We start from the raw sequence: 16,923 nt of genomic DNA, 5'->3' as shown, positions 1-16,923 counted from the left end.
TTGCGGCTAAATAGCTTATATGGACACCTCCCCGATGCAAGCACGGGCGGATCTTTTTCTGACAAGAGACTACCTGGTCAGAGGTATGACGAGGAGTCGGGGTGCACTATAACCAGCACCGGTACTATGATCCGCAGCAGGGAAGATATATCACTCAGGATCCGATAGGGCTGAGGGGGGGATGGAATTTATATGGATATGCGCTCAATCCGCAGCAATTTGTAGATCCGTTGGGCTTGTGTGTGGAGGACTTATGTATAATTGAGGGTGGAATATTTTTATCTTTCCTCTTAAGTGCTGGCTCAACGGTTCAGACTCAAAAAGCTCAACAGGTCAATACCGATCAATATGGACGCAAAGTTAGCCCAGAGGCGGATAAATTAACAAGCGAGCATAAGTCTGGATTGAATTCCGGTGGGAATTGTACACCTCAAGATCTTAATGACTTGCAAAGTGAGAAAAATAGATTATGTAATCAATCTAGAGCTTGTTCCCCGCAAATGCCAAAAAATGAGCTTTTGAGGAGATATGAAGTTAATTTGGCATGCGCTTCGGTTAGAAAGCAAATTAATAATCAATGCTTTGGTGGAGGTGATAAATCTCATATGGAAGAAGAAAATAAAGCATATAAAACAGCTTCTGATTGCAGTGGATTGATAAAATGAAAAAAATAAATTTTCTAAATGGAAAAGAAGTATACGATGAACTTCTGAGTATTTTCCCGATGCAACCAATTCCAGTCTTTTCAGAAGATATGAGAGGATTAAGTGATCTTGAACTAGTGCATGCTTTTTTTTCGGGGAGGCAATGGGGTGAAATTGCAGATAATTTGAATTTAAAAGAAGATTCTTATGCTCTGGAACTTGGCCTTTCATTTATTTCTGAGTGTGATTTTTTTTATTATATACCTCTATACATCTATGCTTCCTTACACAATAAAAATGAATTTTGGGTTTTTGAATCCGATTTTGTTCAACAATATCTATGCCCTGAATACCGAGATTATGATGATTTTTTAAATTTTATACTTAGATTTTCTGATGCCCAATTATTAATTTTGGCTCAATTCATTGCTTACGAAGCAGATATACTAAAATTTTCTTATGCAAGCAAAGCTTGTAGGGATTTTTGGGACAGTTATTTATAGAGGAGAACAACAGCCTATTTGATCTTAACGAAGATAGTTCTGGAGGCTTCAGCCCTGATGGGATGGGCACAAAAACGGTTATGATAGGTGAGACAATAACTGCTATCTCTGAAATGCCTGGGCGAAAACTGTACAGAGAGTATAGCTAGATACCGTTGACGGCGTAGGAGTATGCAGACATGGCGCGGTTAGAGGAGGACCTGCGGGCGGGAGAACTATCAGAACGAAGTCGTGAATGGCTGGCATTTTCGACCATACCAGCACAACTGATGGCGGCACAGCTTGACCGGCTGCCGGTGGTGAATATCCGCCGTGTTCACCTGTATCAGTGCGACCATTTGGGGACACCGTCGGCACTGATAAACAAGGAAGGACAGATAGACTGGAAAGCGGAACTTGACCCGTGGGGAAATTTTCTGTCCGAAGACAATCCGAAGAAGATGGAGCAGTCGCTGAGACTACCGGGACAGTGGTATGACGAGGAATCAGGGCTGCACTATAACAACCTGCACCGGTATTATGATCCGGTGCAGGGGAGATATATCACGCAGGATCCTATTGTACTGAGGAGGGATGGAGTCCGTACACGTATCCACTGAATCCTAGTACAGATATTGATTCTCTTGACCTTATTGCTTGTGGTGTTGATATAGATGAACCTGGTGAGTGGTTAAGGTGAAAAATGATTGAAAATAACTGAATTAGTAAATGTTTATTTACTTAGTTACCTACAAAAACAACGAATTCGATTTCTTGAATTATGTTGATGAATGTAAAGAAAATCAATGATGTTATTTATTACGGGAGAGTGTATGGTAAGCGATAAAAATACAGCCATATTAATTAGTGAATTAATGTTGAGATTCGGTAAGGAGCTTGATGAATCTGTTGCTGTCGTTGAATCTCATTGTGACGAAAGTGAATTTGAGGCATATCGGGGAGTTGTTGGGTTGATAATGGGTGTGATGCTTATTAAAATAATGAATACGTTATATGAAAAACATCCTGAAATAAAACCAGACGGATTAAGGTAAAGTGTTTTTAATTAATTGCCTTTCATCACCTCAGCCACCTCCCGCCGCATTCCTTTAACCCACCTTTCTGCTTGATAAAGCCCCTTCAGTAATTTCCGCACCTTGTTATTATCGGCCATTAGCACAATACTCCCCTGCGAATCTTTCACGGTCTCGCCCAGTCCGGTCTCAAATACGGCTTCGCGTAAGTTATTTGAAGGTGCAGGCTGGGATGCTGCTGATAGTACGTAGCGGCAATAGTCTTGTGGTTTTTGTGGCGTATTCTGAGTTTGTCTGAGGATTACATCTTGCGGATAGCGGCATCTGTCAACGCTATAGCGGGGGCTTCATTTGCTCACTGAACCTTGTGGCCCAGATTAAATACTCAAAATTGGGGATCAAAAAAACCGGTAGCCTCTCTCGAGTCAACCGGGTAAAAATAAGTTCTTTTTTTAATCTCAAGACTCATAGGAATGTCTCAAAACTAGAATTTGGCTCCTCTGACTGGACTCGAACCAGTGACATACGGATTAACAGTCCGCCGTTCTACCGACTGAACTACAGAGGAATCGTTTGAACGAGGCGAATAATACTGACCACACCACACGGTGTCAACAGTAAAATTCGCACGCTATTTCAATTGGTTAATTAATCCTCAAATCAGAGAATTAATGTACATATGAAGCCCGCTGCTCGTCGTCATTGTCGCTATCGCGTAAACGCTGTAACGGATCCTGGCGGTAGAACTGGCAAAAGCGTTGCCACAGTGCCGGGAATCGTGGTGCAAACAGTTCTGGCGCACTGAAAAAGTATTCTGACAAGACGGCAAAACATTCAGCAGGGTCGACAGCGGCATAGGCATCAATACTGGATGCCGTTTCTCCCACTAAATCAATCTCGTCCTGAATATTGTTCATGGCAGCGTGCAGGTCATGCTCCCAGCTGGCAACATCCCGCAACGGGATTAAAGGAATGCCGCTTGCGCGATCGCCATTACGCATATCCAGTTTATGCGCCACTTCGTGAATGATCAGATTAAATCCGGAGGCATCGAAGGAGTCATGGATGTCGAGCCAGTTGAGAATAATAGGCCCTTGCTGCCAGCTTTGTCCGGACTGAACGACACGTTGGTTATGTACTAACCCAATGTCGTCTTCCCATTCATCATCCACCACAAACGGGGCAGGGTAGATTAGCACTTCATGAAAACCGTCCAGCCATTCGATGCCTAACTCGAGAACCGGTAGACAAAAAAGGAGCGCGATGCGGGCACTTTTTAGCGAGTCCAGCTCAAAACCCTGAAGCGCGACCAGCCTTTTTTGCTGTAAAAAACGCTCTGCCAGCGCAATCAATCTGGCTTGTTCTTGTGCAGAGAGCGTCACCAGCAGAGGAATGGCAAGGGCGTTTTCCCACGGCAGGACTTCATTCTGCGCTGTTTCTTGTACTTTCCAGGGCCACTTAATCATCGTTTTGCTCGCAAACTCGTCACTTGAACAAAATTGAACGGGCAGGGTCTGTTAAAATGCCAAATTACCTGGCATCATTGCAACCACCAGAACGGAGAGATGCCGGAGCGGCTGAACGGACTAGTCTCGAAAACTAGAGTAGGGGCAACTCTACCGGGGGTTCAAATCCCCCTCTCTCCGCCACTATTCAAGCACTTAGTTCAATCCCATTCAACGACTCATGTCACACTTGGTATAGTGTTGGTATATTCACTTGGTATAAAACTCGCCATCATCATCTTCTGATTTGCCTAATACTGGAAGATCCAATGTGGGAGAAATTTTCACTTTTCTGTCATAAACCACAACCTGGCTTTCAGTTTTGTGACCTGAGAATAATTGCTTGTCTTTACTCGAACCTTCGTAGTCAGAGATTCCCTTGGCTTTAAGATCGTGAAAAGTACATGGCAGTTTTCTATCAAGTTTTTTTCCTGCCGCTTCTCTTGCCGTTTACCACAGATCGTTAAACCCACTTTTCAAATACTTAGTTTTCTTACTGCTACTGATAACGATTTCCCGTCCGCCCAGAGTCTTTGCAAGTTCTATGGCGTTATGAAGCCTCTCAGTCCAGACTTTAATTTGTTTTGTCCCTGTCTTCCCTTGCTGGATAAAAATGCCTTCCTCGCTTATTTGCGACCATTTGAGAGAAAGAACATCGGATAGCCTGGCGTGCTCGATACCGCTCTGAAAATTGCGTTGGTGGCTGGGGTTATGTTGATGCAGGCCTTCAATGGGATATAGCAAAGGGGCATGAAATGCAGGCACTCTACGCAGCACCACCATTACAGGCTGTGACGGTGCCGGATGAGTTCGAACGCAAGCGTGAAGCCATCAAGCAAGAAATGGCGCCAGGTGCGCGCACCACCACGCACCGGTTTAAGGTGTAACTCAATCAGCTCCACTAATACGGGGCTTAGTTTTATCTGGGTATAGCGGCTCTATTGAGGGAGCCGTTAATTTTTCGGATGATACATTCTTCCTGTTGATCAACATTTATTTATAGAGGGTTGCTTCACCGTAGACCTGCCCAGCATCATTACTCTCAGTAGTAATCGTATATGCTGATGCACCGCTGTTAATTGCTTCCGATTTAAGGGTGCTTTCAACATCTTCAACACTGTTTCCCTTTGCAGTGAGGGTGCCGCTCATGTGACTGGCAGAGTTCCCATTGGTAAGAGAATCAACAGCAAAAGTCGTTATCGGAAGAGCTATCAGGATCACAGCTATTGAAAAGTGAAGTAAATTTTTCATCATTACATCCTCCTAGCTTATGAGTGATTAAACATAATCACCTCATAAATTATAGGTGAAATGACACAGAAAAATGTCAAGATTAAATGGGATAATTCTTCTCTACTCCCCACACGCCGAGTCAGTACGTGATTTTCTTCGTGAATATTGTGGTGAAGATGCTTTCGAATTTGTGGAAGTAGATAGCGTTATGAAGCGCATTGTAGATATTGGCATGCGCATGTTGCAGCCGCATGAACTCTACCGCGCTCAAGGCTTCCTGGAGTGGTACATCATCGATCAGGATTATCGGGGTCAGAAATACGCGAAGGACAAGCAGGTAGCGCGATGTGGTAACGCTGTTCCGCCGCCATTTGCAGAGGCATTAGTGCGAGCTAATTTACCTGAGCTTTGTCAGCATAAAGAGATTGCCGCTTAATAAAACACAGTTAATTCAACCCGCTACGGCGGGTTATTTTTCATCAATGCTGACATGAACTAACAGTTTGTGCTTAAGACAGAGCGTAGTCTGGATAATGACTTTATTCACTGGACGATATCGGTGGTGATTATTTATCACGGTGATAGGTGAAAGGCGGGGGGATAAAAAAGCCCGCGCAACGCGGGCCTGGGAAGACGGGAAGTTAGAACTGGTAAACCAGACCAACAGCAACGATGTCATCTGTTGCGATGCCGTTGTCAGCATAAAACTCGTCATCTTCATCCAACAGGTTGATTTTATAATCAACATAGGTGGACATGTTTTTGTTGAAGTAGTAGGTCGCACCAACTTCAACGTATTTGACCAAATCTTTGTCGGTGTAACGAGGGTTGCCTTTACTATCGTGATCCCAACCACCTAAATCTGAGCCTTTAGATTGCAGGTAGGCCAGAGAAGGACGCAGACCAAAGTCGAACTGGTACTGTGCAACGGCTTCAAAGTTCTTTGTTTTATTGGCGATGCCACCTTCACTACCATCACCACTGCCGTAGTACGTCATGTTGCGAGTTTCTGCATACATTGTTGCCAGATAAATGTTATTAGCATCATATTTAGCGCCAACGGTCCAGGCTTCTGCCGTTTCGCCACCGGCATAGCTGTTAGCATGAGAACGATCCCCGTAACCACGAGTCACCTGATCATCAGTACGGTCTGAGGCAGAATATGCAGCACCCAGACTTAAACCAAAGTCAAAGTCATAGGAGGTAGACATACCGAAACCATCACCGTTTTCTTTGGCTAATTTACGGCCCTGGCTGTTACCAGAACCTTCCTGGCCAGCACTGCTGCCTTCATTATTACCCTGATACTGTAATGCAAAGTTCAAACCGTCTACCTGGCCGAAGAACCCATTATTACGATAAGTAGCAACGCCGTTAGCACGACCTAACATGAACACATCAGTCTGAGTGTAGGTATCGCCACCATACTCTGGCAGCATATCAGTCCATGCCTCTACGTCGTAAACTACGCCATAATTACGACCATAATCAAAGGTGCCATTCTGGCCAAAACCTAAACCCGCAAAGCCCAGACGAGTCCAGGAGTCGCCTTTGTCACCTTCAGTACCATTTGCCTGAATGTTATATTCCCACTGACCGTAACCAGTGAACTGATCTGCGATCTGCGTTTCACCTTTGAAACCGAAACGGACATAAGTCATGTCACCGTCACTGCCGGTATCGTCAGAGAAGTAGTGCAGACCATCAACCTTTCCGTATAGATCGAGTTTATTGCCGTCTTTATTATATACTTCAGCCGCATTTGCTGCGCCTGCCGCTAATAATGCCGGGACAAGCAATGCCAGAACTTTTCTTTTCATTATATATATCCTTATGATAATAATTCGTATGAATATGTACTCTATCCGGGGGAGTACATTGAGATACTATTCTATGAAGTTCATTGTTTTTTAAAAATAACATGTAACAAATCTATTTAAAATAATTCAAATTGTTTCTGAAGACTTTATTATAAATAATTAAATATGGCTCAGTTTGTTTTTATTGTCTGTAATTATGTTTAACTTTCATTTGGTTATGATTTGTCTCACTAAAATTATCTGAATTAATAATATTGAGTGTATTAATAATGTTTGTCTGTGGTATTTGGTTCAGGAAAAAACGGCAGAGATGCCGGCAATGAAGTATTGCTAAAGTGAATAGTAAATGGATAATAACGGGCTATTCTGGCATAAAATTAAAATGATGCGCTGTTGTTAATTTCATTCATGAGATTAATAATTTAAATCTCTGCTGTTGACACTTTTTGTTTCTTGTCTGGACTGACAAGGCTTTCGAAGCCTTAACTAAAATTGCCTGAGATCAATGTATATGTAAAATAAATAACCAAAGCTCGTATAGCGCCTTACTTCACAGTTGAATGTGATTATAATCACAAAGTTGTGTAAATTTCGTCGTTTTAGTTACATCACGAAAGCGGAGTATAAATTGACCAATATGGAAGAAAAAGCAAACCGCAGTCTGGGCGGAAAACTGGCGTTGTGGGTTTTTTATGCTTTTTGCAGCTATTTTGTCTGGGCCATGGCGCGGTATATCTGGGTGATGAGCAACCTTCAGTCAGTGCCTGTTCCTGGCATGGAGAGTGATCTGGGGTCAACGGCAGGCAAGTGGCTGGGAGCTTTGCTGGGATTTGTTGTGTTGAGCCTGGTGGGCGTCATCCTGGGGGGAATTGCATGGTACACAAGACCTCGTGATATTCGGCGTGAAGGTGGCAGAGAAAGTTGCTAACGTGAAGCCTTTACACGAGGAGAGGCGACATGAGTCTGCAACAGTGGCAACGAGAGTTTGAGAGTTGGCTTAGCGATCATCATCGGGAGCAGGATGCTGCCCATGATATTTTTCATTTTCGTCGTGTCTGGGCGACAGCGCAAAAACTGTCTGCTCATGAAACGGTAGACGGATTAGTGGTGCTGGCGGCATGTTACTTTCATGACATTATCAGCCTCCCTAAAAACCATCCTGAACGCCACCGTTCGTCCGTGTTAGCGGCGAAAGAGGCCAGTCGTATATTAATGAATGATTTCCCATCATTCCCCCAAACACGCATACCTGCGGTCGTTCACGCGATCGAGGCCCACAGTTTTAGCGCAAAAATTACACCAGCTACGCTTGAGGCGAAAATCGTGCAGGATGCCGACCGACTGGAAGCCCTCGGCGCCATTGGCCTGGCTCGCGTATTTGCGGTATCGGGCGCGCTGGGCGTGGCATTGTTTGATGCAGAGGATCCTTTTGCCCAGAACCGTTCCCTCGACGATAAACAGTTTGCGCTCGACCATTTCCAGAGCAAATTACTGGTGCTGCCGAAAACCATGCAAACAGCCAAAGGAAAAGCGCTGGCGAAGCACAACGCCGATTTCCTGGTGGCGTATATGGCGAAACTGAGCGCAGAGCTGAACGGTGAGTATGAATCGCTGGATCACACCGTTATTCAGTCTTTTAGCGCTGACTGATAGCGTTCACACCCGAAACGTAAATACCTTCATTTTATGTTAACCTGTCGAATATCAATTTTGGCCGGTCAAATGTATGCAGGATAATCTTTCAGTTACAGGTGTTCAGGATCTGATGACAGACAATACCAGCATCGCGGTTCAGGCGATGCTGGATAAATTGCTGGAAATCTACGATGTGAAAACGCTGGTGGCGCACCTTAATAGCGTTGGGGAGAATCACTGGAGCCCGGCCATTTTAAAACGCGTCGTGGCGAATTCCGCATGGCATCGGTTAAGTGATAACGAATTTGCCCATCTTAAAACGTTGCTGCCGACGCCGCCGGCGCATCATCCCCATTATGCTTTTCGCTTTATCGATCTTTTCGCCGGAATAGGCGGAATACGTCGTGGATTTGAAGCGATAGGCGGGCAATGCGTGTTTACCAGCGAATGGAATAAACACGCAGTACGAACGTATAAAGCAAACTGTTACTGCGATCCCCAGACACATCACTTCAATGAAGATATTCGCGACATTACCCTGAGTCATCGTGACGGCGTGACGGATCAGCAGGCCGCCGAACATATTCGCCAGCATATACCGCAGCACGATGTTCTGTTGGCGGGGTTTCCTTGTCAGCCGTTTTCACTCGCCGGGGTATCAAAGAAAAATGCGATGGGCCGTGCGCATGGTTTTGCCTGTGATACGCAGGGCACGCTGTTCTTTGATGTGGTGCGGATCATTGATGCCTGTCGTCCCGCGATTTTCGTGCTTGAGAACGTGAAGAACCTGAAGAGTCACGATCAGGGCAAAACGTTCCGTATTATTATGCAGACGCTTGATGAACTGGGCTACGACGTGGCGGATGCCGCCGATAATGGTCCTGATGATCCGAAGATCATCGATGGGCGGCATTTCTTGCCCCAGCATCGCGAACGTATCGTCCTGGTAGGGTTTCGGCGAGATCTGAACCTGAAAGCCGATTTTACATTGCGGGATATTGTGACGCGCTATCCGCAGCGTCGTGTCACGCTTGCTGAACTGCTGGAACCCGCCGTTGAAGCAAAATACGTTCTGACGCCGGTCCTGTGGAAGTATCTGTACCGCTATGCGAAAAAACACCAGGCGCGGGGAAATGGATTTGGTTACGGGATGGTCTATCCCTCAAACCCTGATAGCGTGACGAGAACGCTGTCTGCGCGTTATTACAAAGATGGCGCAGAAATCTTGATCGATCGCGGCTGGGATATGGCCCTGGGCGAGTGTGATTTTGACGATCCGCAGAACCAACAGTATCGTCCACGCAGATTAACGCCCAGAGAGTGCGCCCGGTTAATGGGTTTTGAGACGCCGCAGGGTTATCAGTTCCGTATTCCTGTGTCAGACACCCAGGCGTATCGTCAGTTTGGCAACTCTGTTGTGGTTCCCGCATTTGCCGCCGTGGCCAAATTACTGGAACCGAAAATTAAACAGGTCGTTGCACTGCGCCAGCAAGAGAGTCAGCATGGCGGACGTACACGATAAGGCGACGCGCAGTAAAAATATGCGGGCGATAGCGACCCGTGATACAGCGATCGAACGGCGCCTCGCCAGCCTGCTGACTGAACAGGGAATTGCATTTCGCGTGCAGGATGCCACTCTTCCCGGACGTCCGGATTTTGTCGTCGACGAGTACCGCTGCGTCATCTTCACCCACGGGTGTTTCTGGCATCACCACGATTGCTACCTGTTCAAAGTGCCTGCCACCCGTACCGAATTCTGGCTGGAGAAAATTGGCAAAAACGTCGAACGGGACAGTCGGGATCTTCTGCAACTCCAGGCGCTGGGGTGGCGGGTATTGGTTCTGTGGGAATGCGCCTTGCGCGGGCGGGAGAAACTCGACGACGCGGCGTTATCTGAGCGGATTGAAGAGTGGATCTGCGGGGGCGGTGCCACAGCGCAGATCGACACTCAGGGTATTCACTTACTGTAATGACTTCGCGGATTCAGCCGCGACGATAACCGGTTTTGCCGGAAACAGATATTTCCCTAGCGTGACCAGTACTACCGCAAAAACAATCACTCCCAGCGCCAGCCATTCAATAAACGCGAGGCTTTCACCGCCAAGCCCCGTTCCCAGCAATACCGCGACAACCGGGTTCACGTAGGCATAACTGGTTGCCAGAGCGGGACTGACATTACGTATCAAATACATGTATGCGTTGATCGCGATGATGGATCCAAAGAGCGCAAGATAGCCCACGGCTAAAAAGCCGGAAAGCGTCGGTGTGGCGGTGAGTTTCTCGCCCGAGATAAAAGAGGCGCACATAAGCACAACCCCTGCGGCAAGCATCTCAATGGCGCCCGCCATCATCCCGACAGGTAACGCAATACGTGAACCGTATACCGAACCAAATGCCCAACTCATTGAACCAATCAGAATCAATACTGCACCCCAGGGATTTCCGCTTAAGTTGCCACCGCTGTTAAGCATGATGATCCCCGCAAGGCCTATAGCGATTCCTGCCCACTCTAATTTTCGCGTTTGAATACCAAAAAAACAGCTAAAGCAGAGGGTAAAGAGCGGAACGGTAGCGACCACGACGGCGGCGATACCGGAAGGCACGTTCTGATGTTCCGCGACGGTGACAAGTCCGTTCCCGACCGCCAGCAGCAGGATGCCAATCAGCGCCGCGTTCAGTAGTGGGCGCAGGGGAGGGAGTTTGTGCCCGCGAAGGAGTAAAAATGCCGTCAGGAGAATCCCCGCAGACAGGAAACGCACACCAGCCATCATCAACGGCGGCCAACTTTCCACCCCAATACGAATCACGAAGTACGTGGAACCCCAAATAATGTACAGCGCGAAAAGCGCGCTAAAAAGTGGTAACAACTGCCTGAAGCGCATAAATCCTCACGGTGGAAATAAAAAGGAGCAACATAGTAAACTGCAAAACTATGTGTCTGGCGAGATTTATAATTACTCTGTATTGTTAGAAAAATGTTGCCATTGTGGTCGGTTTCAGCTTTACCGGTTTTACTTCATACTTGCTGTGTCAAAAAGAAAAACACAGAGGGAATTATCTTGGCAGGAAGTAGCTTATTAACGTTGCTCGACGATATCGCCACGTTGTTGGACGATGTCTCTATGATGGGAAAACTGGCTGCGAAAAAAACGGCCGGTGTGTTGGGCGATGATTTATCGCTTAACGCGCAGCAGGTCTCTGGGGTGCGGGCTAACCGTGAGCTTCCTGTGGTCTGGAGTGTGGCCAAAGGCTCGCTGGTAAACAAAGTGATCCTGGTGCCTCTGGCGCTGCTCATCAGCGCTTTTATTCCCTGGGCTATCACCCCGTTACTGATGATTGGCGGGGCATTTCTCTGCTTCGAAGGCGTGGAAAAAGTGCTCCACACTCTAGAGGCGCGAAAACACAAAGAAAGTCCGGCAGACCGTCAGCAACGTCTGGAGGCCATCGCCGCGCAGGATCCTCTCACCTTCGAAAAAGACAAAATTAAAGGGGCAATTCGGACTGATTTTATTCTCTCCGCCGAAATTGTGGCCATTACCCTGGGGATTGTTGCGCAGTCGCCATTGCTGAATCAGGTGCTGGTGTTGTGGGGGGTTGCTCTGGTCGTCACCGTCGGCGTTTACGGACTGGTAGGGATCATCGTAAAACTGGACGATATGGGGTTCTGGCTGGTGGAAAAAACCAGTTTGTTGGCGCAGTTCGTGGGGAAAGGCTTGTTAGTCGTTGCCCCCTGGCTGATGAAAGCATTGTCCGTTGTCGGGACGCTAGCGATGTTTTTGGTAGGGGGCGGAATTGTGGTACACGGTATCGCGCCGTTACACCATGCCATAGAACATTTTGCCCAGCAGCAAACCGCGTTTATTGCTCTCATCCTGCCGACGCTGCTTAACCTCGTGCTGGGCTTTATCGTGGGTGCCATTGTTGTTGCCCTGGTAAAAGTGGTTGCGCGCGTTCGGGGCGTATCGCACTAATTGCACCCTGGCAAAGTACGCAAAAAAGGCCATCGTCGTCTAAGGTGAAACAGTTTCACCTGAAGAGGAGGCAGGTATGGTGTTTGTTGTCAGCGAGGAAGTGACCATGAAAGATGGCGGACCTCGTATGATTGTCACCGGTTATTCCAGTGGAATGGTCGAGTGCCGTTGGTATGACGGTTTTGGCGTAAAACGGGAAGCATTCCATGAGAATGAACTCGTTCCCGGTGACGGAAGGCGAATTCGGGAAGAAGCCTGATGAAGAAACGCCCGGTGAATGCCGGGCGTTTTATTTTTAGTAAACAAAAATACGGTTGTAATGCAACACATGGCGGCCGGGTTATGTCAGGATAAGGACATTCAACTACCAGGGAGTCGTCAGAGTGCCGCACGAGACAACGATGGAAAGCAGGAGCTGGCTGAAAAGGTCCCTTCGACGTTTCAGGCCAGGACACGTCGTAAATCTCTGTTTTGTGGCGGTGATGATCTTCTCTACCTTGCTCACCTGGCGTGAAGTCGTTGTACTTGAAGACGCCTATATTTCCAGCCAGCAAAATCACCTGGATAGCGTCGCGAACGTCCTCGACCGACAACTGCAATTCAATGTCGATAAACTGATTTTTTTGCGAAACGGTATGCATGACGCGCTGCTTACGCCGCTCGATTTTGCGATATTACATGGCGCCGTCACCCAATTTGAGCAACTGCGAAAGCAGCGTTTCTGGCAGTTAGAGCTCGACCGTCGTCGCACCCTGTCGCTTAATGGTGTTTCTGATGCGCTTGTCGAGCAGGGCATTCTGCTCACCCGTGATAACGCGAATCTGGCGAATGAGCTGACGGCCGCACTGGAGGCCGGTTATCTGATGCGTCTGGCCCATTCAACTGCCCCAATGGCACATCAGGCGATGTATGTCTCGCGCTCTGGATTCTATGTCGCAACACAACCCACCACGCACGGCGCGGATATTCTTACCCGCTATTATGACTATGTGACCCAGCCGTGGTTTAAGGAACAGACTCAACGACTGAATCCGCAGCGCGGCGTCCGCTGGTTTACGTCCCCGGCGAACCCGGCCCGTGAAGGGCAGCAAATGGTCACGGTCAGTGTGCCGTTGGATCATGAAAACTACTGGTATGGCGTGCTGGCCATGGACATCCCTGTTTTATCCATAAAGCGTTTTCTGGAAGACGCCATCGTAAAAGACGTGGAAGGTGAGTACCAACTCTACGACAGCCAACTCCGTTTGCTGACCACCTCAACCTCCGAGAAGCGCAAGGTCAATGTGTTTGATGAGCGTGAACAAGCCATGCTCGTCGAAGACATTGCGAAAGACACCGTAGGCGGTAAGCATGTAGGAAGTCGCTACATCAGTTGGGAACGACTGGACAATTTCGATGGCGTGCTGGTGCGTGTGCATACCTTAAAGGAAGGGCTGAGAGGGGACTTTGGCAGTATCAGTATCGCATTGGGCCTGTTGTGGGTGCTTTTTACGGGCATGTTACTGATTTCGTGGGGTGTTATCCGGCATATGGTCAGCAACATGTTTGTGATGCAAAACTCGCTGCAATGGCAGGCCTGGCATGACACCCTGACCCGGCTGTATAACCGGGGTGGACTGTTTGAAAAGGCGCGCATCCAGGCTAAACGCAGCCTGGAGGGGAGACAGCCTTTCTCGGTGATTCAGCTCGATCTGGATCACTTTAAGAGTGTGAATGACCGTTTTGGGCATCAGGCTGGCGATCGGGTGCTTTCGCATGCGGCAGGATTAATCAGCGGAACGCTGCGCGCACATGATCTTGCCGGGCGTGTCGGTGGTGAGGAGTTCTGCATTATTCTGCCGGGGGCAACACTCTCCCAGGCTGAGCGGATTGCGGAGCGTATTCGCCGTCGGATCAATGGCAAAGAGATCCTGGTCGCGAACAGCACCACTATCTGGATTAGCGCCTCGTTTGGCGTCAGCAGTTCGCAGGAAACGGGCGATTATGACATTGAACAGCTACAGTCGCTGGCAGACCAGCGGCTTTACTGGGCCAAACAGACCGGACGTAACCGCGTGTGCGCCAGTGATGCCGATCAGAGCATGGCGATGAAATAATCCATCCCTTCGCGCCAGCCCTCCGGGCCTTCCTGTTGCGTATGGTATACCCGTTGCGGGGTATCCGCCTTTAACCTGACGCCTTCGCGGTTTAGTCCTTTTACGATCACCGCATAGTCCATAACATCCAGAAGCGGGGCATCATTCGGCCCATCTCCCAGACCCAGGGTGATAGGGTGTTTCTTCCATTGCCGCTGATACTCACCTGTCAGCCAGTTTGCCGCCAGATCTTTGCCAACGGAAGTATCCAGTACATGCCAAAAGCGCGCGCCGTGAAGAAATTGCAGGCCAAGCTCGTTGAGCTTTGCGGCAAACTGCGCCATTCGTTCGTCACTGTCACGCCAGATAAGCGAAACGGAAGCTTCATGCAGTCGTGTCAGTGCCGACTGGGTGCGGCTAAGCCCGGTCCATTCGGCAATGACCAGCTCATCAACATCGTCGAATGTCGTAAATTTATAGCGCCCTTTGTCGCGAAGTTTGTTCAGCACGATGCTGATGTCTGCATGGGATGTACCGGCGATTTGACGAGGATAATCAGGGTGGGTCTGCCAGTGGGTGTCTAACTGAATGACGGCGCCATTTTCCGCGATGAACGGTAACCCTTGCAGATCCAGCGTTTTTTGGAGATACAACATCTCTGCGGCGGTTTTGCTGCTACACAGGATCACCGGAATATGATGTTCGCGCAGGGCGGTCAGCCAGTCCGCTGCAGGCTGCCATTCATAAGTATGACTATCCAGTAAGGTGCCATCCAGATCGGTAAAAATCAGCAGGGGATTATGGAGTGATAGCATTTTTATACCTCGACACCTGTAAGACCACAGCCTTACGACCAGGATAAATCTTAAAACTCAATACCTTTGTAGAGACTACCAGACAGGGAACGCTCCCGGCATACCCTGACGGTACGTAGGGGATTTCTCAATTCAGCCACAATCATTAATAAGAATAATCATTCATGATAAAAATATTTGCTTGTCTTGCAAAAAAATTGCAGATAAGGTTTGGAGCACATCAGATTTCCTGGTGTAACGAATTTTCAAGTGCTTCTTGCATAAGCAAGCTTGATCCCGGTCCTCAGGACCGGGATTTTTTTCGCCTAAAGTCAGCGATTGACTTCCGTTACGCTGAAGTCATGAATATCGAGCTCGAAGGCGTCGGCTAATTCATGCCATGTATGGTCATCACGGCCATCGACGCTGGCTCTATCAGGGTCGTTCTCGCTTCGATGAATTTCGCTCTCGCTGATTTCATTAATTGCCGCCAGCAGGGCGTCAACATCGATAGTGACATCGCGATTGGCCATATCGCTGAACTCTTTCGCGGTTTTCATCTTCGATACCTCATTCAACCGTGGCACTTATAAGTATAGACCGTAGAGAAAACCAGCAATCGCGCGGAGCAGACACTGCCAGTAAAACGAAATTGTTCTACACTGGCACAAAGCCACAGGAGGATTACGATGAAGGTGAATGATCGGGTGACAGTCAAAACGGACGGCGGTCCTCGCCGGCCTGGCGTGGTACTGGCGGTAGAAGAGTTTAGTGAAGGCACAATGTACCTGGTTTCGCTGGAAGACTACCCGCTCGGTATCTGGTTCTTTAATGAATCGGGCCATCAGGATGGCATCTTTGTGGAAAAAGCAGAGTAACGCGTAACGTCAGCACGTTTTACCCGGACTGGTGGCAACCCCACCAGTCCGGATGCTTCAGCGCATGTTAACAAAAATACCGTTTGTGACATTATCTGTCAGACGTACCACGTGATAGATAACCTGCTTATTATGCGTTTTTATCTTTCGTTTAATATTCCCCTTATGGGATGACACGGTCTTCGCTTTGATATTCATTTGATCTGAAATCTGAATGGTTCCCTGACCGGCCATCCACATGCGTAACATACTGGATTCAGTCCGGCTTAAAGATAACGTCGGTAAATTAACACCTTCGGAAATATCTGTCTCTTTTTTAAGAATATCGCCAAGGATATCATCCAGTGAATCTGGCTTGATTGATTTAGAACTGATCAATAAATTTTTTCTGACTACCAAATACTCATCGAAATGCACATTGGCAATTGCCATAAAAACGATAAATAACGTATTGGGATGTTGATTAATGATTTGCTTTATTTGCTGACTGTTAGATGGATCATGGATAAAACAGTCCTCATTAATAAACACCACAGATGGCTGGTGTGAATCACAAGCGATGGCGAGTTCGTCAACGGTTTCAATGTCGTTGATTTCCCTTTTCTTCACCCCTCTGCTTACCAGATACCCGGTTAACCCTAGCCGGGTGTAACTGCATAGATCCATAATAATCGTTGACATGGCATACCCTCACTCAATGCGTAACGATAATTCCCCTTACCTGAATATCTTTTAGTAACCCAACTGAACAATAATAGTGGTTCAATATGACAGTTCTGCGATTTTTCAGGCGGACTTACTATCCCGTAAAGTTACGTATAATTTGCCTGGAATTATCTTAAAGTAAAGTAA

General features: G+C 47.7%; 18 protein-coding genes, 2 tRNA genes and 4 pseudogenes. 15 read left to right on the top strand and 9 right to left on the bottom strand.

The window, feature by feature from the left end; genetic code table 11:
• Window positions 1–66: 66 nt before the first annotated feature.
• The 4 genes and pseudogenes from AC07UY_RS19005 to AC07UY_RS18990 all read left to right on the top strand — a co-directional run.
• Window positions 67–665 (top strand): annotated as a pseudogene (locus AC07UY_RS19005) (RHS repeat-associated core domain-containing protein); the annotation flags it as partial.
• Window positions 662–1,147 carry a hypothetical protein gene (locus AC07UY_RS19000; protein WP_494701759.1) on the top strand — a complete coding sequence of 162 codons (486 nt, stop codon included), beginning with the start codon at window positions 662–664 and terminating at the stop codon, window positions 1,145–1,147. The pseudogene AC07UY_RS19005 and the gene AC07UY_RS19000, both read left to right, overlap by 4 nt.
• Window positions 1,148–1,326: 179 nt before the next feature.
• Window positions 1,327–1,746, top strand: coding sequence for an RHS domain-containing protein (locus tag AC07UY_RS18995; RefSeq protein WP_494701758.1), 420 nt, complete (start codon window positions 1,327–1,329; stop codon window positions 1,744–1,746).
• A gap of 161 nt (window positions 1,747–1,907) precedes the next feature.
• A pseudogene (locus AC07UY_RS18990) lies at window positions 1,908–2,181 on the top strand (hypothetical protein).
• A 471-nt stretch (window positions 2,182–2,652) separates the two neighbouring features.
• Here the strand turns inward: AC07UY_RS18990 and AC07UY_RS18985 are convergent.
• Both AC07UY_RS18985 and mtfA read right to left on the bottom strand, forming a co-directional pair.
• Window positions 2,653–2,728: transfer RNA gene (locus AC07UY_RS18985), tRNA-Asn, on the bottom strand.
• Window positions 2,729–2,828: 100 nt separating this feature from the next.
• The gene (gene mtfA, locus AC07UY_RS18980) at window positions 2,829–3,626 is read right to left on the bottom strand and encodes a DgsA anti-repressor MtfA (RefSeq protein WP_494661186.1); all 798 of its coding nucleotides are present in this window, start codon (window positions 3,624–3,626) and stop codon (window positions 2,829–2,831) included.
• Between the two features lie 93 nt (window positions 3,627–3,719).
• Between mtfA and AC07UY_RS18975 the strand changes: the two genes are divergently transcribed.
• Window positions 3,720–3,809 (top strand) — tRNA-Ser (locus tag AC07UY_RS18975).
• 66 nt (window positions 3,810–3,875) lie between these two features.
• Here AC07UY_RS18975 and AC07UY_RS18970 read toward each other — a convergent pair.
• Window positions 3,876–4,334, bottom strand: a pseudogene (locus AC07UY_RS18970) (tyrosine-type recombinase/integrase); the annotation flags it as partial.
• 86 nt (window positions 4,335–4,420) lie between these two features.
• Between AC07UY_RS18970 and AC07UY_RS18965 the strand changes: the two are divergent.
• On the top strand, window positions 4,421–4,552 hold the full coding sequence (locus AC07UY_RS18965; RefSeq protein WP_301697522.1) for a hypothetical protein: 132 nt from the start codon (window positions 4,421–4,423) through the stop codon (window positions 4,550–4,552).
• A 106-nt stretch (window positions 4,553–4,658) separates the two neighbouring features.
• On the opposite strand, the gene AC07UY_RS18960 is transcribed toward AC07UY_RS18965, so the two are convergent.
• Entirely contained in the window at window positions 4,659–4,919 is a 261-nt protein-coding gene (locus tag AC07UY_RS18960) for a YdgH/BhsA/McbA-like domain containing protein (protein WP_203360818.1), read from the bottom strand.
• A gap of 112 nt (window positions 4,920–5,031) precedes the next feature.
• On the opposite strand from AC07UY_RS18960, the pseudogene AC07UY_RS18955 reads away from it, so the two are divergent.
• Window positions 5,032–5,334: pseudogene (locus AC07UY_RS18955) on the top strand (DNA cytosine methyltransferase); the annotation flags it as partial.
• A 205-nt stretch (window positions 5,335–5,539) separates the two neighbouring features.
• On the opposite strand, the gene ompC reads toward AC07UY_RS18955, so the two are convergent.
• On the bottom strand, window positions 5,540–6,718 hold the full coding sequence (gene ompC / locus AC07UY_RS18950) for a porin OmpC (RefSeq protein WP_494661185.1): 1,179 nt from the start codon (window positions 6,716–6,718) through the stop codon (window positions 5,540–5,542).
• Window positions 6,719–7,355: 637 nt separating this feature from the next.
• Between ompC and drpB the strand changes: the two genes are divergently transcribed.
• The 4 genes from drpB to AC07UY_RS18930 all read left to right on the top strand — a co-directional run bounded on the left by drpB (window position 7,356) and on the right by AC07UY_RS18930 (window position 10,323).
• Window positions 7,356–7,646 (top strand): cell division protein DrpB, encoded by a 291-nt coding sequence (gene drpB / locus AC07UY_RS18945; RefSeq protein ID WP_494661193.1) that lies wholly within the window; start codon window positions 7,356–7,358, stop codon window positions 7,644–7,646.
• 29 nt (window positions 7,647–7,675) lie between these two features.
• On the top strand, window positions 7,676–8,368 hold the full coding sequence (locus AC07UY_RS18940; RefSeq protein WP_494701757.1) for a phosphohydrolase: 693 nt from the start codon (window positions 7,676–7,678) through the stop codon (window positions 8,366–8,368).
• Window positions 8,369–8,444: 76 nt separating this feature from the next.
• Window positions 8,445–9,875: a DNA cytosine methyltransferase gene (locus tag AC07UY_RS18935; protein ID WP_494701756.1), complete on the top strand. Its 1,431-nt coding sequence runs from the start codon at window positions 8,445–8,447 to the stop codon at window positions 9,873–9,875.
• Complete coding sequence (locus tag AC07UY_RS18930) at window positions 9,856–10,323, top strand: very short patch repair endonuclease (RefSeq protein ID WP_494701755.1); 468 nt, start codon at window positions 9,856–9,858, stop codon at window positions 10,321–10,323. Before AC07UY_RS18935 ends, AC07UY_RS18930 begins: the two co-directional genes overlap by 20 nt.
• On the opposite strand, the gene yedA is transcribed toward AC07UY_RS18930, so the two are convergent.
• Complete coding sequence (gene yedA, locus AC07UY_RS18925; protein ID WP_494701754.1) at window positions 10,315–11,235, bottom strand: drug/metabolite exporter YedA; 921 nt, start codon at window positions 11,233–11,235, stop codon at window positions 10,315–10,317. The genes AC07UY_RS18930 and yedA overlap by 9 nt on opposite strands.
• Before the next feature lie 171 nt (window positions 11,236–11,406).
• Here yedA and AC07UY_RS18920 point away from each other — a divergent pair, with 171 nt between their 5' ends.
• The 3 genes from AC07UY_RS18920 to dgcQ all read left to right on the top strand — a co-directional run bounded on the left by AC07UY_RS18920 (window position 11,407) and on the right by dgcQ (window position 14,420).
• Complete coding sequence (locus tag AC07UY_RS18920) at window positions 11,407–12,324, top strand: DUF808 domain-containing protein (RefSeq protein ID WP_494701763.1); 918 nt, start codon at window positions 11,407–11,409, stop codon at window positions 12,322–12,324.
• A gap of 76 nt (window positions 12,325–12,400) precedes the next feature.
• Complete coding sequence (locus AC07UY_RS18915) at window positions 12,401–12,583, top strand: YodC family protein (RefSeq protein WP_203360824.1); 183 nt, start codon at window positions 12,401–12,403, stop codon at window positions 12,581–12,583.
• A 124-nt stretch (window positions 12,584–12,707) separates the two neighbouring features.
• The gene (dgcQ, locus tag AC07UY_RS18910) at window positions 12,708–14,420 is read left to right on the top strand and encodes a cellulose biosynthesis regulator diguanylate cyclase DgcQ (protein ID WP_494661180.1); all 1,713 of its coding nucleotides are present in this window, start codon (window positions 12,708–12,710) and stop codon (window positions 14,418–14,420) included.
• On the opposite strand, the gene AC07UY_RS18905 is transcribed toward dgcQ, so the two are convergent.
• Together AC07UY_RS18905 and yodD are read right to left on the bottom strand one after the other, a co-directional pair.
• Entirely contained in the window at window positions 14,399–15,214 is an 816-nt protein-coding gene (locus AC07UY_RS18905; protein WP_494701753.1) for a mannosyl-3-phosphoglycerate phosphatase-related protein, read from the bottom strand. The genes dgcQ and AC07UY_RS18905 overlap by 22 nt on opposite strands.
• Before the next feature lie 311 nt (window positions 15,215–15,525).
• On the bottom strand, window positions 15,526–15,753 hold the full coding sequence (yodD, locus tag AC07UY_RS18900) for a YodD family peroxide/acid resistance protein (protein WP_494661178.1): 228 nt from the start codon (window positions 15,751–15,753) through the stop codon (window positions 15,526–15,528).
• Window positions 15,754–15,882: 129 nt separating this feature from the next.
• On the opposite strand from yodD, the gene dsrB reads away from it, so the two are divergent.
• Window positions 15,883–16,071, top strand: a complete 189-nt coding sequence (gene dsrB, locus AC07UY_RS18895) for a protein DsrB (RefSeq protein ID WP_176167543.1) — start codon at window positions 15,883–15,885, stop codon at window positions 16,069–16,071.
• 57 nt (window positions 16,072–16,128) lie between these two features.
• On the opposite strand, the gene rcsA is transcribed toward dsrB, so the two are convergent.
• Window positions 16,129–16,752 carry a transcriptional regulator RcsA gene (gene rcsA / locus AC07UY_RS18890; RefSeq protein ID WP_203360828.1) on the bottom strand — a complete coding sequence of 208 codons (624 nt, stop codon included), beginning with the start codon at window positions 16,750–16,752 and terminating at the stop codon, window positions 16,129–16,131.
• Between the last annotated feature and the right edge of the window lie 171 nt (window positions 16,753–16,923).

This window comes from Citrobacter sp. GW821-FHT02E08 (assembly GCF_059421685.1).
The sequence above is the reverse complement of the archived record's forward strand: the minus strand, read 5'-3'. Positions and strand labels throughout refer to the sequence as shown.